The organism is Yoonia sp. 2307UL14-13 (assembly GCF_037572755.1).
Taxonomy (GTDB): Bacteria; Pseudomonadota; Alphaproteobacteria; order Rhodobacterales; family Rhodobacteraceae; genus Yoonia.
Genome location: NZ_JBBIFZ010000001.1, coordinates 486,098 through 509,388, shown reverse-complemented (window position 1 = coordinate 509,388; position 23,291 = coordinate 486,098). Strand labels below are relative to the sequence as shown.

Sequence of the window (23,291 nt, the reverse complement as noted above, 5' to 3'; positions counted from 1 at the left end):
TTTCATGCGCTAAGCCGTGGTGCCTGCATCTGCGCCTGCACCGTCTGGCTCAAGGCATTGAGCGAAAAGGGTTTCGGCAAAAAGACCGCATTCGGTATCTGCGAATTTTCGTCACCAAACGCATCCTCTGCATAGCCCGACACAAACACCACCTTGGTATCGGGCCGATCCTCAAGCGCCGTGCGCACCCAGGTCGGCCCGTCCATCCCCGGCATGATCACATCGGTCACAAACATATCCACGGCAAGCTCCGGATCTGACAACAGTTCGAGCGCGGCCTCCGCGCAATCGGCCTCCAGCACGGTGTAACCCCGCAGCCGCAACGCACGCGAGGCGAAGGCCCGCACCGGTGCCTCATCCTCGACCAGCAGGATCACCCCGTCGGCGCTGCTGCTGATGGGCCGCGGTCCTTTGGCTGGCACCGACAAAGGCGGTGCAACAGGCAGATCATAACTGGGGAACAGCAGGGAAAACTGGGTGCCCTTCCCCGGTTCGCTTTCCGCAAAAATGAAACCGCCCGTTTGCTTGACGATTCCGTAGGCGGTCGACAGGCCCAATCCTGTCCCCTCGCCCGTGCGTTTGGTCGTATAGAACGGCTCGAATATCTTGGGCAATTTCTCGGGCGCGATCCCGTGCCCCTCGTCGATCACGGTCACTTTCACGTATTCGCCCGGTGGGACAATCGCGCGATCCTTGATCATTTGCGATTTCAAAATCAGGTTTTCGGTCACGACCCGGATCGCGCCACCATCCGGCATGGCATCCCGGGCGTTGACGACAAGGTTCATCAACACCTGTTCCAGCTGCCGTTTGTCCGCCTTGATCTGCGCCAGCGCCGGGTCGTGGTGCAGCGACAGCATCACCTTTTCGCCAACCAGACGATTCAAAAGATGGGTCAGGTCCGATAGCGTATCACGCAGGTCGATAATCTCGGGCTGCAGATTCTGCTTGCGGGAAAAGGCCAGCAACTGCCCCACAAGGCTGGCGGCGCGGTTGGCGTTCTGGTGGATCTGGATCAGGTCGCTATAGTTCTGATCGCCTTCGTCATGGCGCAGCAGCAAAAGGTCGCAATGGCCTGAAATAGCAGTGAGCAGATTGTTGAAATCATGCGCCACGCCCCCGGCCAACTGCCCGATCGCTTGCATTTTCTGGCTTTGAACGAATTGCGCCTCCAGCGTTTTCAGTTCGGTCACGTCGTTCAATACCGCAATCAGATGGGCATCGACCGGATCACTGGACATATTCAGCGTGACCTGCACGAACGTGTCCTGATTGTCGCCGCGCCCGCGCAGAAATTGCGAGATGTGGTGGCCCCGCCCCTCCGCTGCTTCACGCAGCCAATCGTTGATCGGACGTCCCAACCCGTCCAGCAAATCCGCCACTCGCTTGCCATCGGACGAGTCGATCTTGAGCAACTGCCGCGCCTCGCGATTTGACGCCAGAACGACACCATCGCGGGCGATCTGCATCAGAGGTACGGGCAAATCTTCGATCGCATCCCAACCCGCGCTGACCTTGGGTGGGCCGTTCGTTGTCGCATCCGGCAAAAGATAGATGTCATGCTGCCCGCCGGGCCGATCGACGCGCAGCATCAAAACACTTGTTTTCCCTGATTCCGTCACGATCTCTTGCACCTGACCGGTGCGCAAGGGGGCACCATCGGTCAGTTCATCGACCTTGCGCGGCAGCCGCCCCAGCAACTGTCGTGCCGGACCGTTGATGCCGGTGATGATCCCCGCGGGACTGACGTGCAACCGCGGCGGACAGGCCCCGGAATTTCCGTCGATCTGGCCATGATCGATCGTGGATAGATCGTCAAAGCGCCATGCCCAAAGGTCTTTCTCCAGCGGTGTGACCGATAACCGAAATCGGCCGGTCAAGGTGCTGACGTCTTCCTTTGCCGCCGTCCCGACCGATCGCACGTGGTCAAGCCGCCGGATCAGACCGCCCGGGTCCGCCATCACCGACCCCAGAATATCAGGAATGAACCGCCCCGCGCTTTCGCCAAAGGCCGCTGTGGCCGCCGGGTTCGCATCGATGACGCGGTCATCACGATCCACCAGGAACACCGCATCCGGCTCGGCCGCGAAAAGTCGGCTGGCCGACGTCAGTATCGTTGCCTGCGATGCCCGGGCCTGGCTGCGTCGGGTGAGCATTGCGATGCCGACCAACATCGTCACTACACCAAGCCCGATCAAACCGAACCGCACGCTTGGCGGGGATGCGATGACAGACAGGCCCAGTGGCAGGGCGGCCGCGACGATCAGGGGCATGGCCCATCCGGACCGCCCAAAATCTGGCCTTGCATCGCTTGCAATGGTGTGGTCGGTCGGCACAGGAAACCTCGTGAAACAGGTACGGATCTTGGCCTAACGCAGGAATCGTTAATCAAAGGTTAAGCATCCTGCGCAATCTTAGGTTGCTTCTCTTCTCCGAAGCAAGCTCAGATAGAACCCATCGCCCTCCGCTGACGGAAGCCAGCGATATTCACCGACCTTCATCCAGTTCGCATCAGCCTGCAAAAAATCGGAAACGACCTGATCGTTTTCCGACGACAGCACCGAACATGTCGCATAGGCCAACAACCCGTCCGGCGCCGTCAGCGTCGCCCCTTTGGTAATCACCTCGGACTGCGTGTGGTTCAGTTGCGCCAGATCTTCTGCCGTCAGGCGCCATTTCGCATCCGGACTGCGCCGCCAGGTCCCGGATCCGCTGCACGGCGCATCGCAAAACACGACATCGAACGGCGCATGCGCGGCCAGATCATCACTATTCAACAGCTGCACGGTGACATCGGCGCGCGCCGCGCGAACGGGCAAGTCCGCCATCCGGTCCGGCGCAATGTCATGCGCGAAGACTTGGCAATCATGCAGATCGGCAAAGGCAAGCGCCTTGCCACCGCCGCCTGCACAATAATCCAGCAGGCGCGCGCCTGACGGGACCGGCACATGCGCGACAGCAGCCTGAGAGGACGGGTCCTGCAGCTCGATCAAGCCGTTCGAATACGGCTTGCTCAGCCTCACTTTACGATGATTTTCAGTGACCTCAAGGGCGGTCTTCACCTTAGGATGGGAAACGGTCACGATATCCTCTTCCGCCAAGGCATCCTGTGCAGCATCAAGGCGCGTCCGACGAAAATTCACACGGACAAAGACGCCTGCGCGCGCTTGTTGGATTCGCGCGACGGTGGCAGCTTGCGGACCCAAACTCTCTGTCCATTGGGGCCATAGCCAATCGGATATATCAAAGGCCGCAACGTCCGGCGCGGGCAACACAGCCTCACCATCGGTTAAAGGCGAAGGCGCGTGGCCCTGCCCCGAGAACAACGCCGGCACATCCCAGCCTTCGCGCAGCGCCAGCGCGATCATCAGCGCGCGACCGTCTCCATCACCCAAGGATCGTCGCGCGCGCAGTACATCGAACACATGATCCCGCACCGCCGCACGATCCTTGGAGCCTGCAAAACGGCTGTTACGTGCCCAGGCGATCAGGGCCCGTTCAGCGGGCGAACCTTCTTTGATCCGGTCGAGGATTTCGATCGCCGCTGCGATCCGCGCGCCGGGGGTCATCGGTGAATACCGCTCGGATGGGTCGGGAAATGGCACATGTCATCTGTCTTACCGACATTTTCGGCGATGGCCACCAGATGCCCCAAGGTCAGCGCGGAAAACCATATAGCTGTCATTCTTTCGCCCTGAACATCCGGCAAACGAGGGCACGTCACAGAACCAGTAAATCGGACCAACCATGCGCCTGCTTTTTACCTTTTTCACGCTCCCACCATGGGGTTATCTGCTGCTCGCCGCCGCAGTCTTTGGCCTGGGCGTCGTCGATACCCGCACCACCGCGAATACCGAGGCGGAAAAGGTCGCAGCGCGCGAAGCCGGCATACCGCCCGTGATATCTCTCGACGATTTCGACCCGAACAACCTCGCACCCTATGACGAGGTCCACATCGCCGCGCAGATCAACACAGATTACAATTACGAACTGCGTGAAGGGTCCGCCACCAGCTCACCTTACTATATGTGGGTCCTCGTCGGGCCGAAAGCCAACGGGCAGGAAAGCGTCGTGCAGGCGGCCATCGTCGTCCCGAAACGCCAAAAGGATGACGTCGTGGCGTGGTTGAACGATCAGATCAGCGATGTCGGACCACTGGGCGCTGTGATGCACCTGAACGGCAAACACCGGACATGGACATCCCACGATGATGTTGCCGAGGATGCGTTGACCGAGGAAGAAGGGCTGCGCCTTGCGCCGGACTTCTTTTACCTCGATCCTTGGTTCGATGGCCGTGAAGCGGCGCTCGCCCCACGACGCGCGGATGCGGCGACCGCTGCACCGTTACTCAATCAGATCGCCTTGGTACTTGCAGCCATCGCAGCGGCAAAATTCGTCTGGCGGCGCAGACGCCGGACGAATGCCGCAGCTTAATTCCGGTCATATGCCAGAAAACAGCGGCCCGGCAGATCCGCGCCGTTCGTCGATGGGTCACCCCACCCGGTAATTCGGGCTTTCACGGGTGATCTGCACATCATGCACGTGGCTTTCCTTGAGCCCCGCGCCAGTGATTTTCACAAACTGACAATTTTTGCGCATCTCTTCCACCGTGGCACAACCGGTATAGCCCATGGCGGCCCGCAACCCGCCCACCAGCTGATGGATCACCGCGCCTGCCGATCCTTTGTAAGGCACCTGCCCCTCGATCCCCTCCGGCACCAGCTTGTCGCTTGCTGCATCCTTCTGGAAATAGCGATCCGCCGACCCGCGGGCCATCGCGCCCAGCGACCCCATCCCGCGATAGGACTTGAAAGACCGGCCCTGATACAGAATCACCTCGCCCGGGCTTTCATCTGTCCCCGCGATCATGGAACCGACCATGGCACAGGACGCCCCGGCGGCAATCGCCTTGGCGAAGTCGCCGGAAAACTTGATGCCACCATCCGCAATCACGGGCACATCACCCGCGGCATCCGCCGCATCCATGATTGCCGTCAGCTGCGGCACGCCGACACCCGCCACCATCCGGGTGGTACAAATCGAACCGGGGCCAATCCCCACTTTGACCGCATCTGCACCTGCATCGATCAGCGCACGCGCGGCCTCCCCGGTCGCGATATTGCCGGCAACGATCTGCACCTCGTTCGACAGCATCTTGGCACGTTCGACCGCCTTGGCCACACCTTCGGAATGGCCATGCGCGGTATCCACGACGATCATGTCGACACCGGCATCCACCAGCGCCTCTGACCGTTCGAACCCCGCATCACCAACGCCCGAGGCGGCCGCGACCCGCAACCGCCCCAGATGGTCCTTGCACGCCATCGGGTTCAGCACCGCCTGTTCGCTGTCCTTGAGGGTCAGCAGACCGGTCAGCCTGCCCGTGCCATCCGTGATCAACAGCTTTTCGATCCGTCGCGCCTTCATCAGCGACCGCGCCTCATCCAGGTCGGCAGGCTCGCGCAGGATCGCCAGATCGTCCGATGTCATCATGACCCGAACAGGTGTCGCATCATCCTCGGCAAAGCGCATATCGCGGTTGGTCACGATACCCACCACCTTGTTACCCTCGCCTACGACGGGAAAACCGGTGATGCGATAGCGCTCCATCAGCGCCTTTGCGTCGGCAAGCGTCTGATCCGGTCGCAGGGTCACGGGGTTGTAGACCGTCCCCGACACGAACCGCTTGACCCGGCGGATTTCCTTGGCCTGCTCATCGACGCTCAGGTTCTTGTGGACCACACCAATGCCACCCGCCTGTGCCATGGCAATCGCCATCCGCGCCTCTGTCACCGTGTCCATGGCACTGGACAACAGTGGGATATTCATCGCGATGGATTTGGTGACCTTCGTGCGCGTATCCGCCGTCGAGGGCAGCACGCTGCTTTCGCCCGGCACCAGCAAAACATCATCAAAGGTAAGCGCCTCACGAATCTGCATCTGTCGGTCCCCCATGCACGTATCGTTGGCACGTCCCTATCGCATGGATTGCCGGGCAGCAAAAGCCCCAAAAAGGACCAGATTTAGTGGATCAGACCGCCACGAAACCATATCGGTGCCGCTGCGCATAATCATTATGACGGATACGAACCTTCCTTTCCGCCGCACCGCAGATAGTTTTGAGGGGAACGAAAAGGCGCGCGCATGACCGACGATCCCCTTGTCATCTTCACCCCCTCCGGCAAGCGGGGGCATTTCCCGGCGGGCACCCCCGTGCTCACTGCCGCCCGCAAGTTGGGCGTTGACCTTGATAGTGTCTGCGGCGGGCGCGGCATCTGCTCAAAATGTCAGATCACCCCATCCTACGGTGAATTCTCCAAACATGGGCTCACCGTCGCCGACGACGCCTTGTCCGACTGGAACAGCGTCGAAGAGCGTTACGACCAGAAACGCGGCCTGAAACCCGGTCGCCGTCTGGGCTGTCAGGCCACGATCCAATCCGACATCGTCATCGACGTGCCCCCCGAAAGCCAGGTCCACAAACAGGTCGTGCGCAAACGGGCCGAGGCGCGGGATATCGTCATGAACCCCTCGACCCGGCTCTACTATGTCGAGGTGGCCGAACCCGACATGCACGATCCGTCCGGTGATCTTGAAAGGCTCATCAAAGCGCTGAAGCGCGATTGGGAACTGCCGGAACTTGAGGCCGACCTCGGCGTGCTCAAATCCATGCAAAAGGCCCTGCGCAAGGGCGAATGGAAGGTCACCGTCGCCGTGCATCTCGGCGACGCCGTGTTCAGCCCGCGCATCATCGACATCTGGCCGGGTTTCTATGATGGCACGATCTATGGCCTCGCCGTGGACCTTGGTTCCACGACCATCGCCGCCCATCTCTGTAACCTGCAATCGGGCGAGGTTGTCGCCTCCTCCGGTATCATGAACCCGCAAATCCGGTTCGGCGAGGACCTGATGAGCCGCGTCAGCTATGGTATGATGAACCCCACCGGTTCGGATGAGATGACCAAGGCGGTGCGCGAAGGCATGAACGCCCTTTTCGTCCAGATCGCCGCCGAGGCGGGGATCGACCGCAACCTGATCGTCGACGCAGTCTTCGTCTGCAACCCGGTGATGCATCACCTGTTCCTCGGAATTGATGCCTATGAACTGGGACAAGCGCCGTTTGCGCTGGCAACATCCGAGGCGATATCCCTTCGCGCCGTTGAACTCGACCTGAACCTGCATCCCGCCGCCCGCGTCTACCTTCTGCCCTGCATCGCAGGCCATGTCGGCGCGGATGCCGCGGCCGTGGCCCTCTCCGAAGCACCTGATAAATCCGAAAACCTCGTGCTGGTCGTGGATGTGGGTACGAACGCCGAGATCATTCTTGGGAACCGCGACAAAGTCCTCGCCTGCTCTTCCCCCACCGGCCCGGCTTTCGAGGGCGCGCAAATCTCCAGCGGCCAACGCGCGGCACCCGGCGCGATCGAACACGTCCAGATCGACCCCGCTACTAAAACCCCGCGCTTTCAGGTCATCGGCAGCGAGTTGTGGTCCGATGAGGAAGGGTTCGACGCCGCCATTGCGCAAACCGGGGTCACCGGTATCTGCGGGTCCGGCATCATCGAAGTCATCGCCGAAATGCGCATTGTGGGCATTCTCGACGGTCCGGGTCTGATCGGGTCGGCCGAACAAACCGGATCGCCCAACTGCTTCCCCGACGGCCGCACCAATAGCTATCTGCTCTATGATGGCAGCGCCAATGGCGGCCCCAAGATCACCGTCACCAACACCGATATCCGCCAAATCCAGATGGCCAAGGCCGCGCTCTATTCCGGCGCGCGGCTGCTGATGGATAAATTCGGCGTCGATAAAGTTGACCGTGTGGTCCTCGCTGGTGCGTTCGGCGCGCATATCAGCCCTAAACACGCGATGATCCTCGGCATGATCCCCGACGCGCCACTGGACAAAGTGACCAGCGCAGGCAATGCGGCAGGCACCGGCGCACGGATCGCGCTTCTCAACACCGACGCGCGGCGGGACATCGAACATGTCGTCCACAAAATCCACAAGATCGAAACCGCGATCGAACCGCGCTTTCAGGAACACTTCGTCAACGCCTCGGCCATCCCCAACGCCGTCGAACCCTTCCCGATCCTCAACAGCATCGTCGACATCCCAGCCATCAACCACAACCAGGGCGGAGATCGACAAGGACGACGGCGGAGACGGGCGTGACCGACCGGCCTGCTGACAACACGGATCAGGCCGAATTCTGGGGCACGACGGCAGGGCGGAAATGGGTGGTGAACCAAACGGTCATGGACAAACTCATGGCGCCCGTTCTCAAGCTGGTGTTGTCTCAGGCAGCACTTCAGCCGGGTGAGCACATCCTCGACATCGGCTGCGGCGCCGGGACCAGCACGGTACAAGCTGCAGCGCAGGTCGGCCCGCGGGGAAACGTCACCGGCGTTGATATCTCGGATACACTGCTGACTCATGCCCGCCATCAATTCGGCGAAGCACCCAACATGACGTGGCTGAAGGCAGACGCCCAAACCCACGCCTTTGCGCAACATCACTACGACGCACTCATCTCGCGCTTCGGCGTCATGTTCTTCGCCGACAGCGTCGTTGCGTTCCGAAACATGGGGCAGGCCCTGAAACCCGGCAGTCGCATGATCTTCGCCTGCTGGGGACCGGCCCCGGAAAACCCATGGTTCACGATCCCCGCCAAAGTCGCCGCCGACCGGCTGGGCAAGATGTCCAAAACCGACCGGACGCTTCCCGGCCCCTTCGCGCTCGAAGATCAGGCAAGGGTCATCGATATGCTGACGCGGTCCCGACTACACAATATCAAAGCTGAAACGCATGAACTGCACCTGACACCCACGGGTGGTGCCCAAGACGCGGCCAAACTCTGCTGCGAAATCGGACCAGCGGAACGGGCGCTGCGGCATTTCGACGGTAACGCCGCTGACCGGGCCGCGATCATCGAAGGCATCACCTTGGCTTTCGCGCCCTACAACATGCGCATCCCGGCAAACATCAATCTTTTCCGCGCGGAAACGGCTGGCTGAACATCCAAAAAACGTCCATCAGCTGTGAAAAACAGACGATCAACATGGCTGGATAGATATAAAATACCATCTAAAATATTGTTTTTATTATTTAATGACCCATCAGCGTATTTCTCGGCTTTCTCCGGAACGAATTCCATCAGCGCCGGTTGTCACCCCAGCGGCCTGAAAGGGTCATGCAAACGAAAGGAACTATTATGCGTACTTTGACAACGACCGCTCTTGTGGGTGCAACATTGATTGCCGGGGCAAGCCTGGCCAATGCAGACATCAAGAACGAATACCTGCTGAGCGATGAACTGACCATCACCGAGAACGCCGCCAAGGTGCAGAACTTCTCGACGCTGATGGCAGCCGTTGAAGCCGCTGGTCTGGCCGACGACCTGATGGGCGAAGGTCCGTTCACGATTTTCGCACCAACAGATGAAGCATTCGCCGCCCTGCCAGAAGGCACGGTAGAAGAGCTGCTGAAGCCGGAAAATATCGGCCAGCTGGAAGAATTGCTGAAAGCGCACGTCGTCCCGGGTGTCGTCACATCTGAAGACATTGACCTGGCAGCAATCGGTAGCGACGTTGCTGAAATCGGTGAACTGGACGTCGAAGTCATGGACGGTAAGGTCATGATGGACTCACTGGTCCAGTCCGACATCGCGGTCGAGAAAATCGGCGACGCATTCTACGTGTCGGCCTATGCCACATCGCCCAGCGATAATGAGCCAGAGGCCAGCATCATCGAAGCCAACATCATGGCATCGAACGGTGTGATCCACGTGATCGACAATGTGCTGACACCAGACAGCTAAACGTTCGTATCGACATGCGGGGCCGCCTTTCGGGGCGGCCCTTTGCCGTTGGCATATTGACCTTTTCCCGGGACAGGACTATCGGACCTGCCAGCGCGGGTATGGTGAAAAGGTATCACGCGAGCTTCCCAAGCTTAAGTTACGGGTTCGATTCCCGTTACCCGCTCCAGCCTAGACGACGAAAAACACCATCGCGCCCATGATGGCCAAGGGCAGGCTGATCGGCAGTGATTTGGTCCGCAGAACGTGCCAGTCACTATCCTCTTTCGGGTGCCTGCGGAATTGGGCCAGCACAATCGCGACCACAAACAGCAAACCAACGAACAATCCGATCGCCCAGATGACCTTAGTCAACGGTATAAACAGCGCCAGCCCACTCATCAGCTTCACCGCCCCGGCCCCGAAACCTGCAAAGGCGAACAACATCAGCCCCCCGGCAAAAACAGCCGCCGCAAAGCCCAGCTGCCAGAGCAGCACACTGCGATCCGGCAGGGTCGCCGCAACGGCGATGAACAGAACAAACGGCGCCAATGTCAGCCAATTTGGTATCTTGCCCGTGCGCAGCTCAATAAAAACCGCGACCACAAGGATCGCCGTCATGACAAAAGGGGCATATTGGGCCAGCATGATCAAACTCCGTTTCGGTCCACCCCTTATGGCAGCGAAATCCGCAGCTTACACCCCGTTTCGTTTCAGGAACTCGACAAGTGCGGCAGTTGAGCCATCCTTGCCATCCGTCGTTTCACGCCCCTCTACGATAGGCTGCAGGGCCGTGGCCAATTCCTTGCCCAATTCCACACCCCACTGGTCGTAAGAGTTGATGCCCAGCACCACGCCCGCGACAAAGACCCGGTGTTCGTACAGCGCAATGATCCGGCCCAACGTGAACGGATCCAACTGCGGATAGGCGATCGTCACCGATGGCCGATTACCTTCGAACACACGATGGCGCGCTTGGCGTTCCAACTCATCACCTGTGAACTTATCCGCTATTTTCGCCCGCGCCTCCTCCAATGTCCGCCCACGCATCAGCGCCTCCGACTGAGCCAGACAATTTGCGACCAGCAACTGATGCTGATGATGCAAATCGTCCTGGTGTCCACGCGCCGCGACAAGAAATTCGCAGGGGATGACGCGGGTCCCCTGATGGATCAACTGATAGAATGCATGCTGCCCGTTCGTCCCCGGCTCGCCCCAGACGACAGGACCGGAATGGACATCCAGATCAGCGCCGTCCATGCTGACGCCTTTGCCGTTGCTTTCCATCTCAAGCTGTTGAAGATAGGCCGGTAAGCGACTGAGAAGGTTGTCATAAGGCAAAACCGCCCGGGTCGCATAACCACAAATCTGATTGTGCCAGATACCCACTATGGCCAACAGCACAGGCAGATTTTCCTGCCACTTGGCAGCCTTGAAATGCTGGTCCATCGCCTGCCCGCCGCGCAGAAAGGCACGGAAGGCTTGCGGGCCAATAGCGATCATCAGCGACAGCCCGATCGGCCCCCACATCGAATAACGTCCGCCGACCCAATCTTCGAACCCGAAGACACGCGACGGGTCGATCCCGAAATCGGCGGTTTTGTCTTCGGCCGTGGACAGGGCCGCGAATTGCGCGCCGGTGTCGGTGACGGTCTCGCCCATCCACGCCTGCGCGGTGCGGGCATTGGTCATGGTCTCGATCGTGGTGAACGTCTTTGAGGCGACGATCACCAACGTCGTCGTCGGATCGCATCGGCGCAGCACATCTGCGATATCCGCCGGATCGACATTGCTGACGAAATGACAGCGCGGGCCGTCATGGTAAGGGGCCAAGGCTTTCACAGCCATGGCCGGGCCAAGATCGGAACCGCCGATCCCAATATTGACGACATCGGTGATCTTACCGCCCTGCCCCGTAAAGTCACCTTCACGCACATCACTGGCGAACCGCTCCATCCGTGTCAGCGTGTCCAGCACGTCGGGCATGACGTCCTGCCCATCCACCATCACCGGTCCGCCATCCAGATTGCGTAAGGCCGTATGCAAAACCGCCCGCCCTTCGGTTTCATTGATCGGCGCGCCCGCGAACATCGCGTCACGCTTTGCCGCGACGCCGGTCTGGTCGAGCAGGTCGAACAACAGCGCGCGCCCCTCGGCATCTATATTCGTCTTGGCGTAATCGAATAACATGTCCCCGGTATGGGCCGAGAAATCAGCCGCCCTATCCGTATCCACCAGCGCTTCGAACCGGCGATCTTTCACCCGGGCGTGATGTGCACGCAAGGTTTCCCACATGCTCAACGCTCCGCCCAATGCACGTTCGTTCCATTCAGGATCGCCGCCACCGGTGCCTCCTCCGGCGGCAAGTTCCGTGCCTTTTCCAAGGCCGCGCGTTTCTCTGCCCCGACGATCACCAGATGCCGGCTCATCGCCTGTTGCAGAACCTTTGCCGAAAGCGTGATCCGCGGCTCTGGCGCACCCGGCGCGCGCATCGCTACCAGCCGATCATCGCCGTGCAAAGCGCGGTCCAACTGATCAGCCCCCGGAAAGATCGAGGCCGTATGCATATCCGTCCCCATCCCCAGCAACATGACCGAGATGGGCAGTTCCGGCGTCAGCGCCGCTGCCAGATCGTCCAGCTTTTCCTCGGGCGTTTCGGCATCAGCGTAAAGCGGGACATAGACGGCCTCAGCCGCACGCTCGATCAACAGCCTTTCGCGCAGCAGCCGCGTATTCGACCGTTCGGATGTCTCGGGCACCCAGCGTTCATCTGTCAGCATCACATGCACACGCGCCCAGTCCAGATCGACCGCGCACAGTTGGTCGAAAATCGGCCCCGGTGTCGTGCCGCCCGGCACGGCAAAGGATGCATGTTCATGCACCAGAAGGCAGTTCTTGAGTTCACTGGCCAGCTTGTCAGCCAGATCCATCATCATCATCTCCGCGTCGGGATATTCGAACATCTTCATGGCGCGCCCCCTTATTCAGCCCGTGTGCCAATGTGTGTGTACAGTGTGTGTACGCTGTGTGCACGTCCGGTGCACGCCCGCGTCAGCCCTTGATCTCGCGCCAACGGCGGCCGTCACGGTGCATCAGCATCAGCGCATCCTCGGGCCCGGCTGACCCCGCATCGTACAGTTTCGGCACATCATTGCGCGCCTCCCATCCTTCGATCAGCGGATCGGTCCAGGCCCACGCGGCCTCGACCTCGTCCCCGCGCATGAACAGGGTCTGATTGCCGCGGATGACGTCCATGATCAGGCGTTCATAAGCGTCGGTCACGTCTTCCGCATCCTCGCCCAACGCCTCCGCAAAAGTCATGTCCAGCGGCACATCGATCAGGCGCATCCCCCCTGGCCCGGGTTCCTTGATCGTGACCTGCAGGTCCATCCCTTCATTTGGCTGCAGCCGGATCGACAGGATATTGCGATGCCGCGCCTCATCCCCTTCAAAGATGGAGTGGCCAAGGTCCTTGAAAACAACGGCAATTTCCGACGACCGCGCCTTCATCCGCTTGCCCGTGCGCAGGTAGAACGGCACCCCCGCCCAGCGCCAATTCGCAATGTGGCAGCGCATCGCGATGAAACTTTCTGTGAAACTGCGCGGGTTCTCGGCATCTTCGCGGTAACTTGGGCCGTCCGGCCCTTTATCATACTGCCCGCGGACAATGTGATGATAATCAATCGGTTGCAAAGCCCTGATCACCTTCAGCTTTTCGTCGCGCACTGCATCCGCGCCGAACTGACTGGGTGGCTCCATCGCGATCAGGCACAAAAGCTGCATCAGGTGGTTCTGCACCATGTCGCGCATCGCACCCGACTTGTCGTAATAGGCCCCGCGGCCCCCGACCCCGACGGTTTCCGCCACCGTGATCTGGATATGGTCCACATAATGATTGTTCCACAGCGGCTCGAACAGGACGTTGCCAAACCGGACCGCCATCAGATTTTGCACCGTTTCCTTGCCCAGATAATGGTCGATCCGATAGATCTGGCCTTCATCGAAATGGGCGGCCAAGGTGGCGTTCAGCGCCTGCGCACTGTCGAGGTCGCGACCAAAGGGTTTTTCGACGACGATCCGGCTATCCTCACGCGCGATCCCGTTGGTGTGCAACCGCTCAGCCAGATCGCCGAACAGAGAGGGTGCAACCGAAAAATAGAAGGCTTGCACGACATCAGACCGGACGATCTGCGCCAGCTTGTCCCAGCCGCCGGTGCCCTTCGCATCGATGGCGACGTAATCGAGGCAATCAAGAAAGGCTTCCAAACCCTTCTTATCTTTTGATTCTTTTCCACCAAACTCGGCAATGGCTTCTGCGATCATTCCGCGATAGCCGTCCGCGTCCAATTCCGACCGCGCCGCCCCGATAACACGCGCCCCTTCCGGCATCTGCCCCGCCAGAAAGCGGCGAAACAGTCCGGGCAAAATCTTGCGACGGGCCAGGTCCCCCGTTCCGCCAAAGATGACCAGATCGAACGTATCGACCGGAATGACTCGCGATACCATGGGTTGCCTCCGCTGACTTGTTAGCGCTAACGCCGCCTTCCTACCGCGCGCATCTGTCCAAGTCTAGCAGGACAATGCCATCAGGCTTCCAGCTCGGCATCCCAATACAGAAAGTCGACCCAGCTTTCATGCAGATGGTTCGGCGGAAACTTCCGACCGACATTGTGCAACTGTTCGGACGCGGGCCTTCGCGGCGGGCGGCGCAATGACATGCCGCATTGCCGCAAGGATCGCGATCCTTTCCGCAAATTGCACGGGCTGCAGGCCGCGACGACATTTTCCCAACTGGTGACACCGCCGGATGCGCGCGGCACCACGTGGTCAAAGGTCAAATCGCCCTTTGCGCCGCAGTATTGACACGAAAACTCATCCCGCAGGAACAGGTTGAAACGGGTGAAAGCTACCTGCTTTTGCGGTTTCACATAATCCTTCAGGACCACGACAGATGGTATCCGGATGACGGTCGATGGGCTGCGCACGACCTCTTCGTATTCACTCACGATATCCACCCGATCGAGCCATGATGCCTTGACGGCCTCCTGCCAGGGCCACAGCGATAGCGGATAGTAAGAAAGAGGCCGGTAATCCGCGTTCAGAACCAGCGCCGGAAAATGCTTCAACGCACCGGATTCCCGCACGAAATCTGTCCTAAACTCTGTCTGCGTCATAGCTCTCATCCTGCACATCACTTGGGCGAGAACTTTGCAAATGCGGCGTCCCCGCTTTGTGTTTGATGTGGACTATATATCGCGTCAGAAATGTGACAACCCCCACAATGTGCGGCAGATTGTGGATAGATATTTTCCGCAAACCAGCACGTTTTTCGCGGACGCAGCGCGGCTGTACCATCGGGGGGTTCAGATAGGCTTTGCCCTGCCAATCCAGCGCCGAAGAAACGCAGACTATGCCGCGAAAGGCGTCACATCCATCTCGACCCGTGCGCGCCCCTGCAGCTTGGCCCGATCCAACGCCCGTTCCGCGGTAAAGATCAGCTGATCCAGCGATGTGTGCCCATCCGCGAAAACCACACCGGCCGAAATCGTCAACCGCAGCGGCCGACCGTCGATCATGATCAGCAGACCATCGGACAAACGCTGCGCGATATCGCCAGCATGCTGCATCATGGCGCCGGGCAAATGAACGGCGAATGACGGCCCGTCCAAACGCCCGATCACGTCAGTGGTCCGTGTCAGTTCCCGCAACCTTTGCGCCAAGGCACGCAGGCAAAGGTCACCAACATCCCGGCCATAGCGGTCGTTGACCCGGCGAAAGTCATCGATATCCAAAAGAATGAATGCGCCGCTTTGTGACAGAACATTTTCGACATTACCCGAAAATGCCTGACGATGAGCAATCGCCGTGACAGGATCGCAGGCAGCGACCCTTGCCAGTCTGCGGCTTTCCGCCTTTTGCTGCATCAAAAGCCATAGCAAACCGCCAGATGAAAGAACCCCGGCGCCCCATATCCATGACTGGAAAGGAAGTATCTGACTGACCCACCAGGCCAGTCCAGAAGTGATCAATGCCGCTGCCGAAAATGATGCCCGCCACAGAAAACTGTGAACAGAAAAAGGGCGAGGAACATGTGGGGACACTGACATCAAAAGCACCGGCAACAGGACGTGACGCCTGTTCTATGCCACACCTTTGGTAACCAAAGGCTTAACAACCTGTACGTGTATGATGGGTTTATCCCAACCCGAGCCGGTCCCGCATGAATGCCAAGGCGACCGACAGGCCATCCGGCGCGATCCCATGGCCAGTGCCCTTCATGATATGCGCATAGACCTCTTTCCAGCCTGCCTCTTGCAGTGCCTCGGCGGCCTGTGGCAGCGATTGTGGTGGTACCACGTCATCCTGATCCCCGTGGACCAATAGAACGGGCGGGCGGCTCACCACCTCATCGCTCAGCAATTCCGGGTCCAGCAGCCGCCCCGAAAACGCGACGATTCCCGCCACAGGGTCCTCGCGCCGGGGCAGCACATGCAGGGCCATCATCGTACCCTGCGAAAAGCCAAGCACCATCACCTGTTCGGGCAGCAGGTCTTCATCCACCATCACCCCGTCCAGAAACGCATCCAGATCAGCGACGGCCCGGGCCATCCCGGCACGCGATTCTTCTTCGGACGATCCGTCGATCCATGGGATCGGAAACCATTGAAAGCCCATCGGCGCCCCTGCACAGGCCTCTGGCGCATCGGGTGCGATGAACAATGTGTCGGGCAGATGCTCGGCCAACGGATCGGCCAAACCCATCAGGTCCGCCGCATTGGCCCCGTAACCATGCAGAAACACCACACATGATCGTGTCTCGCCGGATACCGGTTTCCGTCTTTGTGCCTCGAGCGCGCGTGTCATCGGATACCTTCCCGTTGTTTGTCATAGGCGTAGTAGGCCCACATGATCCGCGCTGCAACCGACCGCCACGGCGCCCACGCCGCTGCCATCTCGCGCAGGGCGCGTTCCTTCGGGCGTTCAGGTAGACCGAAAATCAACCGAGCGGCCTCTTGAAGGGCCAGATCACCCGGCGCAAAGACGTCCGCGCGGCCCAGCGAGAACATGGCGTAGATCTCTGCCGTCCACGTGCCGATCCCCGGCACGGCGGTAAGCGTTTTGACGACATCCACTGTCGAGGCTTCACGAAGTGCACCGTAGTCGATCCCCGCCCTTGCCAACGCATGTGCATACCGCACCTTCTGGCGGCTCAACCCCAGTTCCTTCAGTCGTTGCTCCGATGCAGCGGACACCGCCTGTGGTGTGATCATCCCCGCATCGGTCAAACGCCCCCAAATCGCCGAGGCCGACGCGACGCTGACCTGTTGACTGACGATGGCGCTAACCAACTGGGCAAAGCCATCGGGCTTCAGGCGCAGCGGCAAAGGCGGCAGATCCCTCATCACCTCACTGAAACGCGGCTCCTGCGCACAAAGCCAGGCGGCACCCTCGTCAATGCAATCATCCCCGATGATCAACCGCTCTTTCATAAGCTGCGCACCCAATCCAACGCCTCTGAAACGCTCTGCACAATCGACCAATCGCCTTGGGTCGGTCGGGCGATCATCAAAACCGGCATGCCAAGCTGCCGCGCCGCCGTCAGCTTTGTCCGGCTCGCCGCACCGCCCGCGTTCTTGACCACCAGCCAATCGACCCCAAGCCGCTGGAACAGCGCGACCTCATCTTTCACCGAAAACGGGGGACGCCCCACTAGATACTCACCACCGGCAAAAGGAAACGGACCACGCGGCGGATCGATCCGGCGGCAAATGACCCGCCTGCCCTGCAGGTTGGCAAACCGCTCCAGCGTTTGCCGCCCGGTTCCCAGAAACACGGTCGCACCTTCCGGGATCAGCGCGGCGGCATCCTCTTCCCGCGCGATCTCGGTCCAGTTGTCGCCGGGTTCAGGCAGCCAGCCGGGCCGGAGATACTGCAGAAAAGGCAGCCCTAAATCGGCACAGACGGCCGCAGTACGGGCCGTGATCCGGTGCGCATAAGGATGGGTCGCGTCCAGCACTGCCGAAATCCCGGCATCAGACAGATAATCGCGAAAACCCGCCTCGCCGCCAAAGCCGCCCACACGCATAGGGATCGGCAAAACGTCGGGATCACGGGTCGCACCGGCCAGCGAGGCTACCACCTCGATACCGCGCAAACCCGCGGCAATACGCTTTGCATCCCCCGTCCCCGCCAACAGCAGCAACGTCACGGCCCGGCCCTTCCGATGATCGCGCCAGCCCGATCGATGACAATCGTATCAATTTGCACGTCGTCACTGCCTGATAATCGCATCGCTGCTTCCTGCGCATCCTTTGCCACACGCGCCGCCAAGGGTGGGCCAGCAATCTCATAGGCTTCAAGCGCGGTGTTCGCATAGGCCAATCGCGGCTCTGCCATGCAGGCGGCAAGCGCCGCAAAATCCACCTGGCTCCGCGCCGAATGCAAATCCGACGCCCCCTGCGCCAGCTTCGTCATCTTCCCGATCCCGCCGCCGATGGTCAGCCGTTCCACCGGATGCCTGCGCAGGTACTTCAACATGCCCCCGACAAAATCACCCATGTCCAGCATGGCATGATCCGGAAGGCCGTAGAGGCCCTGCACGGTCCTCTCCGACGTCGCACCCGTACACCCCGCCATATGGCTCAGACCATCGGCGCGCGCGACATCGATCCCGCGATGGATGGACGCGATCCAGGCCGCACAAGAAAACGGACGCACGACACCGGTCGTGCCAAGGATCGAAATGCCGTCTTTGATCCCCAAGCGGGGATTCCACGTCTTTTTCGCAAGCTCCGCACCGCCGGGCACGGACACCTTGATCACCACGTCCGGCGCTTGCCCGAACTGCGCCGCCATCTCGATCACGACACCAGTCATCATCTCGCGCGGCACCGGGTTGATCGACGGCTCACCCACCGCGATCGGCAGACCGGGCTTGGTCACCGTACCAACTCCCTCTCCCCCCCGAAACAGCACCCCACCATGCGACGCCGACACCGTGACGACGATCAACGCGCCATGCGTCACGTCAGGATCATCGCCAGCATCTTTCGTAATACCCACACGCGCCCAACCTTCACCTACCTCGGCCAGCGCAAGCGGGAATACAGGCGTCTCACCTTTGGGCAACACGATCCCGACATCAGCCGGAAATGCACCGCTCCACAGGCGCATCAGCGCAGCCTTCGTCGCGGCGGTGGCACAGGCCCCTGTGGTCCAGCCCCGGCGCAAATCCGTGTTCGGTTTCCGTGTCATCAGGCGGACTATAGGGACCTGCCGTCATTGCGCAATCGGGCGTCGTTTGGCGGCTTCCATGCATCCGCAATCGGCGTCATAAAGGCGTCATGGAACAGATCACCCTTCCCGATCATGCATGGCCCACGCTAAAGCCCGGCTGGGTCTGGCTTTGCGGCGCTGGTCCAGGTGATCCGGGGCTGCTCACCCTGCACGCGGTCAATGCGCTGCGGCAGGCGGATGTGGTGATTTATGATGCGCTGGTGCAGGAAGACATCCTGCAATGGGCGCCGCAGGCCGAACACATCTACGCGGGCAAACGCGGCGGCAAACCATCCGCCAAACAACGGGACATCTCGCTCCGGCTGGTCGATCTGGCCCGCGCGGGCAAGCGTGTCCTGCGATTGAAAGGGGGTGACCCCTTCGTCTTTGGTCGCGGCGGGGAAGAGGCACAGACGCTTGTGCAACACGGCATCCCCATCCGGATCATCCCCGGCATCAGCGCCGGGATCGGCGGACTCGCCTATGCGGGCATCCCCGTCACACATCGGGACGTGAACCAATCTGTGACCTTCGTGACCGGGCATGATCAGTCCGGCCAAACGCCCGGGTCGCTCGATTGGGCCAGCATTTCCAAAGGCTCGCAGGTCATCGTCATTTACATGGGGATGAAGCATATCGCCCAGATCGCCGGTCACCTGCTGAACGCCGGACGGCCCGCCAGCGAACCGGTCGCCGTCGTCACGACAGCGACCACGGACGACCAAACGGTCCTTGAAACGACGCTCGGCACCATCGTCGATGACATCGACAAAGCACAACTCGAACCGCCCGCCATCATCTGCGTCGGCCAGTCCGTCCTGATGCGCCACGTCCTCGACTGGCAGGGCATGTCCGCGGGTCAACCGCCCCGCAACCTCGACCCATTGGGCCGAGGCCGCCCTGCAGAATCGGCATAATGAGCTTCATCATCGCCGCCCCCGCCTCCGGCAGCGGCAAAACGACCATCACGCTCGGTCTCCTGCGCGCCATCAGCCGGATCATCCCGATCCGCGCCGCCAAATCCGGCCCCGACTACATCGACCCGCGCTTTCACGAGGCCGCTTGCGGGCAACCGTGCCTGAACCTCGACGCCTGGGCGATGGCACCCGACCGGATCGTGGCCCTTGCCGCTGGCGACACACCGTTGATCATCGAAGGGGCGATGGGCCTTTTCGATGGCGCCCCGCCAGACGGCAAAGGGGCCACCGCAGACCTCGCCCGCATTCTGAACCTGCCGGTCATCCTGATCATCGATGCGGCAAAGATGGCCGGGTCCGTTGCAGCCATCGCCAAAGGGTTCATCGCACATGACCCAAACGTCGCGATCGCCGGGATCATCCTCAACAATGTTGGCTCCCCCCGGCACGAAACGATGCTGCGCCATGCCCTTGGTGATATCCCGGTTTTCGGCGCCGTCCCGCGGCGGATCAACCTCACACAACCGTCCCGGCATCTGGGTCTGATCCAAGCGCAGGAGCGACCGGATCTTGAAACATACCTCGATGATGCGGCTGATCTTATCGGCACCGCTCTCGACATCGATGCACTCATGAAATTGGCGAAACCACTGCCATCGCACAAAGGCAGGCGGCTTGAACCACCCGCGCAGAGCATCGCCATCGCGCAGGACGAGGCTTACGCCTTTACCTATCCGCATATCCTGAATGACTGGCGCGCAGGCGGTGCGGCTCTGGCATTCTTTTCGCCGCTGAACAACGACCCCGCACCCCGCGCCGATCTGATCTACCTTCCCGGCGGCTATCCCGAACTGCATGCCGGGCGGTTGGCCGCCAATACAGTTTTCCTTAACAGCCTGCGCAACAGCGATGCCCGGATATACGGCGAATGCGGCGGCTACATGACACTTGGACAAACGCTCACCGACGCGGATGGCGCCACGCACCAGATGGCGGGGCTGTTACCGCTCGACACATCCTTCGCCAATCGCAGGCTGCATCTGGGCTATCGGTCGCTACATGCAACCGTTGGCCCGTTTCCCGGTCGCTGGACAGCGCATGAATTCCACTACGCCACCACACTCCGCGCCGAAGGGACACCACTCTTCACCGTCGAAGATGCCGAGGGCACCACACTGCCACCTGCCGGTTTGATCCAGAACAATGTCGCGGGCTCATTCGCGCATATCATCGACCGCGCCTAGTTGCCTCTGCCCACACACAAGCGTACCGATAGCGATATGACGATCACCGATGACACCCGCGCGAAACGCAACGTGACCGTTCTGGTGCTTGCACAGGCGATCCTTGGCGCGCAGATGCCGATGATCATGGTCATCGGCGGGCTGGCAGGCGGTCAACTGGCCTCAAATCCCTGCCTCGCCACGCTGCCGATCTCGTTCATGTTGTTCGGTTCAATGACGACGGCACCCTGGCTCAGCCCGCTGATGCAGCGCAACGGGCGACGGTTCGGGTTTTTCCTGGGGGCCTTCGCCGGGGCTGCGGGCGCATTGGTCGCCGCCGAGGCGCTCAAGAGCGGTTCGTTTTCGCTTTTATTGGCCGGGTCTTACCTAACAGGCATTTATATGTCGGCGCAGGGTTTTTACCGTTTCGCCGCCACCGACACGGCGTCGGATGTGTTCCGGCCAAAAGCGATTTCCTATGTCCTGGCCGGAGGTCTCCTTGCGGCGATCATCGGTCCACAACTCAACAAGCTGGTACAAGACGCACAGGTTGTTCCATTTCTCGGCACCTATCAGGCGGTGGCTGCATTGAACATCGTCGGAATGCTGTTGTTCTTCTTTCTGGATCTACCGAAAGGCTCCAGATCCACGCCCGAGATGAAATCGATCAAGGGGCGGACGCGCAAAGAACTCCTCCGCGATCCCCGGATCGCGGTCGCGATCATCGTAGGCATGGTTTCCTACTCCCTGATGACGCTGGTGATGACATCGACACCGCTTGCCGTCGTCGGCTGCGGATTCACGACGAACAACGCCAATGACATCGTCTCGGCCCATGTGCTGGCCATGTTCGCGCCGTCCTTTTTCACAGGGCACCTTATCGCACGGTTCGGGGTCGAACGGATCGTATCCGTCGGGCTCGTGCTGCTTGCGCTCGCCGGGATCGTGGCGCTGGCAGGAGTGGAACTGACAAACTTCTACGCCGCCCTGATCCTTTTGGGCTTGGGCTGGAATTTCGGGTTCATCGGGGCCACGACGATGCTCGCCGGTGCGCACCGGCCCGAAGAGCGGGGCGTGGTCCAGGGCATGAACGATATGATCGTCTTCGGCATGGTCACGATCGCTTCCCTCGCCTCGGGCGGATTGATGAATTGTTCGGGCGGCTCTGCCGTCGAAGGCTGGAACGCGGTGAACCTCGCCATGGTGCCGTTCCTCGTCCTTGCCGGTGCCGCGCTGATCTGGCTGACGCGACAACCGAAAACGAACCCATCGCGGACCTGACTATCGCCACCACCCGAAGGTCGCGACGCGGGCAAGACGCAAACGGGCGCGCAGCGGATTGAACTCCAAATCGGCACGGGCAACGGCACGCGGGTCACGATAGACCCGAGCCAAGACCGGACTGGCCATGTACCCCGACAACAGCGCCGGTGCTGCGGCACGCGATACGGCACGACGGGCCTTGCCAGCATAGCTGCGACCGGCAACGGCCTTTTTCGCAAGTGCATAGACCCCTCCGACGGTACCATCGACCAACGGCTTACGCCCGCGCGCCTCCAACGCCGGAACGGCCCGAAACAGGTTCGCCACACCAACGGCAAAGGCGAATTTGCGCACGACCTTCTCTTCGGCATCACCCAGCAACCGCGCCGCAGTCCACATCAGATGGGCGGATGTCGCATCGATGTATTCGTCAAAATGCGCCTGATCCTCGAACGGATCCGTGTAGACGTCCCAGCGGCGAGCAGCGACCAAAGCATCCAGACAACTGGCCCCCTCAGCGTCCAGAACATCCGCCAACGCATCCACGACCTCATGCTTGCGCACCGAACCACCCGCCGCGATCTCCTCCAACGCATCGCGCCACCATTGCAGGCGCATCTCGGCGATCATCGGCTCTTCGGTCACCCACGGGGCGCGGGCGACCTCCACATTGAACGCATAAAGCGGAAACAGCACACGACGCGCAGCGACAGGGGCCGCCATAGCCGCACGAAACCGCTCCGGATCGGCCTTTTCGACAAGGGCGGCACAGGCGTGAACGCTCATGACCTCATCATCTCGCCAAAAATACTC

At 60.7% G+C, this 23,291-nt stretch carries 21 protein-coding genes and 1 tRNA gene; 8 read left to right on the top strand and 14 right to left on the bottom strand.

The features are described 5' to 3' along the window. Positions 1 to 2 precede the first annotated feature (2 nt). The gene (locus V8J85_RS02650; protein ID WP_339951946.1) at positions 3 to 2,273 is read right to left on the bottom strand and encodes an ATP-binding protein; all 2,271 of its coding nucleotides are present in this window, start codon (positions 2,271 to 2,273) and stop codon (positions 3 to 5) included. A 141-nt stretch (positions 2,274 to 2,414) separates the two neighbouring features. Next, positions 2,415 to 3,569, bottom strand: a complete 1,155-nt coding sequence (locus V8J85_RS02645; RefSeq protein WP_339951944.1) for an RsmB/NOP family class I SAM-dependent RNA methyltransferase — start codon at positions 3,567 to 3,569, stop codon at positions 2,415 to 2,417. A 178-nt stretch (positions 3,570 to 3,747) separates the two neighbouring features. On the opposite strand from V8J85_RS02645, the gene V8J85_RS02640 reads away from it, so the two are divergent. Next, positions 3,748 to 4,434, top strand: coding sequence for a hypothetical protein (locus V8J85_RS02640; RefSeq protein WP_339951942.1), 687 nt, complete (start codon positions 3,748 to 3,750; stop codon positions 4,432 to 4,434). A gap of 57 nt (positions 4,435 to 4,491) precedes the next feature. Here V8J85_RS02640 and guaB read toward each other — a convergent pair whose 3' ends face one another. Beyond that, on the bottom strand, positions 4,492 to 5,940 hold the full coding sequence (gene guaB, locus V8J85_RS02635; protein WP_339951940.1) for an IMP dehydrogenase: 1,449 nt from the start codon (positions 5,938 to 5,940) through the stop codon (positions 4,492 to 4,494). Between the two features lie 204 nt (positions 5,941 to 6,144). Here guaB and V8J85_RS02630 point away from each other — a divergent pair, with 204 nt between their 5' ends. The 4 genes from V8J85_RS02630 to V8J85_RS02615 all read left to right on the top strand — a co-directional run bounded on the left by V8J85_RS02630 (position 6,145) and on the right by V8J85_RS02615 (position 9,989). Beyond that, positions 6,145 to 8,175 carry an ASKHA domain-containing protein gene (locus V8J85_RS02630; RefSeq protein WP_339951938.1) on the top strand — a complete coding sequence of 677 codons (2,031 nt, stop codon included), beginning with the start codon at positions 6,145 to 6,147 and terminating at the stop codon, positions 8,173 to 8,175. Beyond that, entirely contained in the window at positions 8,172 to 9,017 is an 846-nt protein-coding gene (locus V8J85_RS02625) for a class I SAM-dependent methyltransferase (RefSeq protein ID WP_339951936.1), read from the top strand. The genes V8J85_RS02630 and V8J85_RS02625 overlap by 4 nt, the downstream gene beginning before the upstream one ends. Positions 9,018 to 9,214: 197 nt before the next feature. Beyond that, complete coding sequence (locus V8J85_RS02620; protein WP_339951934.1) at positions 9,215 to 9,820, top strand: fasciclin domain-containing protein; 606 nt, start codon at positions 9,215 to 9,217, stop codon at positions 9,818 to 9,820. 95 nt (positions 9,821 to 9,915) lie between these two features. Next, positions 9,916 to 9,989 (top strand) — tRNA-Gly (locus tag V8J85_RS02615). A 2-nt stretch (positions 9,990 to 9,991) separates the two neighbouring features. Here V8J85_RS02615 and V8J85_RS02610 read toward each other — a convergent pair. The 10 genes from V8J85_RS02610 to V8J85_RS02565 form a co-directional block, all read right to left on the bottom strand. Further along, a complete protein-coding gene (locus V8J85_RS02610) occupies positions 9,992 to 10,447 on the bottom strand; it encodes a prepilin peptidase (RefSeq protein WP_339951932.1) in 456 nt (151 codons plus the stop codon). Positions 10,448 to 10,495: 48 nt separating this feature from the next. After that, positions 10,496 to 12,094, bottom strand: a complete 1,599-nt coding sequence (pgi, locus tag V8J85_RS02605) for a glucose-6-phosphate isomerase (protein WP_339951930.1) — start codon at positions 12,092 to 12,094, stop codon at positions 10,496 to 10,498. Between the two features lie 2 nt (positions 12,095 to 12,096). Next, the gene (pgl, locus tag V8J85_RS02600) at positions 12,097 to 12,768 is read right to left on the bottom strand and encodes a 6-phosphogluconolactonase (protein WP_339951928.1); all 672 of its coding nucleotides are present in this window, start codon (positions 12,766 to 12,768) and stop codon (positions 12,097 to 12,099) included. Positions 12,769 to 12,850: 82 nt separating this feature from the next. Then, entirely contained in the window at positions 12,851 to 14,305 is a 1,455-nt protein-coding gene (zwf, locus tag V8J85_RS02595; RefSeq protein ID WP_339951926.1) for a glucose-6-phosphate dehydrogenase, read from the bottom strand. Positions 14,306 to 14,385: 80 nt separating this feature from the next. Then, positions 14,386 to 14,973 carry an HNH endonuclease gene (locus V8J85_RS02590; protein ID WP_339951924.1) on the bottom strand — a complete coding sequence of 196 codons (588 nt, stop codon included), beginning with the start codon at positions 14,971 to 14,973 and terminating at the stop codon, positions 14,386 to 14,388. Between the two features lie 234 nt (positions 14,974 to 15,207). Continuing rightward, a complete protein-coding gene (locus tag V8J85_RS02585; RefSeq protein WP_339951923.1) occupies positions 15,208 to 15,738 on the bottom strand; it encodes a GGDEF domain-containing protein in 531 nt (176 codons plus the stop codon). Positions 15,739 to 15,994: 256 nt separating this feature from the next. After that, complete coding sequence (locus tag V8J85_RS02580; RefSeq protein WP_339951921.1) at positions 15,995 to 16,663, bottom strand: alpha/beta hydrolase; 669 nt, start codon at positions 16,661 to 16,663, stop codon at positions 15,995 to 15,997. Beyond that, a complete protein-coding gene (locus V8J85_RS02575; protein WP_339953059.1) occupies positions 16,660 to 17,289 on the bottom strand; it encodes a DNA-3-methyladenine glycosylase family protein in 630 nt (209 codons plus the stop codon). The genes V8J85_RS02580 and V8J85_RS02575 overlap by 4 nt, the downstream gene beginning before the upstream one ends. Next, positions 17,286 to 18,008: a cobalt-precorrin-6A reductase gene (locus V8J85_RS02570; RefSeq protein ID WP_339951919.1), complete on the bottom strand. Its 723-nt coding sequence runs from the start codon at positions 18,006 to 18,008 to the stop codon at positions 17,286 to 17,288. Before V8J85_RS02570 ends, V8J85_RS02575 begins: the two co-directional genes overlap by 4 nt. Further along, positions 18,005 to 19,054, bottom strand: a complete 1,050-nt coding sequence (locus V8J85_RS02565) for a cobalt-precorrin-5B (C(1))-methyltransferase (RefSeq protein WP_339951917.1) — start codon at positions 19,052 to 19,054, stop codon at positions 18,005 to 18,007. Before V8J85_RS02565 ends, V8J85_RS02570 begins: the two co-directional genes overlap by 4 nt. An 89-nt stretch (positions 19,055 to 19,143) precedes the next feature. Between V8J85_RS02565 and cobA the strand changes: the two genes are divergently transcribed. Genes cobA through V8J85_RS02550 form a run of 3 tightly spaced genes read left to right on the top strand, consistent with a single transcriptional unit; the run spans position 19,144 to position 22,496 of the window. Next, a complete protein-coding gene (cobA, locus tag V8J85_RS02560; RefSeq protein ID WP_339951915.1) occupies positions 19,144 to 19,992 on the top strand; it encodes a uroporphyrinogen-III C-methyltransferase in 849 nt (282 codons plus the stop codon). Next, entirely contained in the window at positions 19,992 to 21,236 is a 1,245-nt protein-coding gene (locus V8J85_RS02555; protein ID WP_339951913.1) for a cobyrinate a,c-diamide synthase, read from the top strand. The genes cobA and V8J85_RS02555 overlap by 1 nt, the downstream gene beginning before the upstream one ends. A 36-nt stretch (positions 21,237 to 21,272) precedes the next feature. Then, a complete protein-coding gene (locus V8J85_RS02550; RefSeq protein WP_339951911.1) occupies positions 21,273 to 22,496 on the top strand; it encodes an MFS transporter in 1,224 nt (407 codons plus the stop codon). Here V8J85_RS02550 and V8J85_RS02545 read toward each other — a convergent pair whose 3' ends face one another. Beyond that, positions 22,497 to 23,264 (bottom strand): squalene/phytoene synthase family protein, encoded by a 768-nt coding sequence (locus V8J85_RS02545; RefSeq protein WP_339951909.1) that lies wholly within the window; start codon positions 23,262 to 23,264, stop codon positions 22,497 to 22,499. Positions 23,265 to 23,291: the final 27 nt, after the last annotated feature.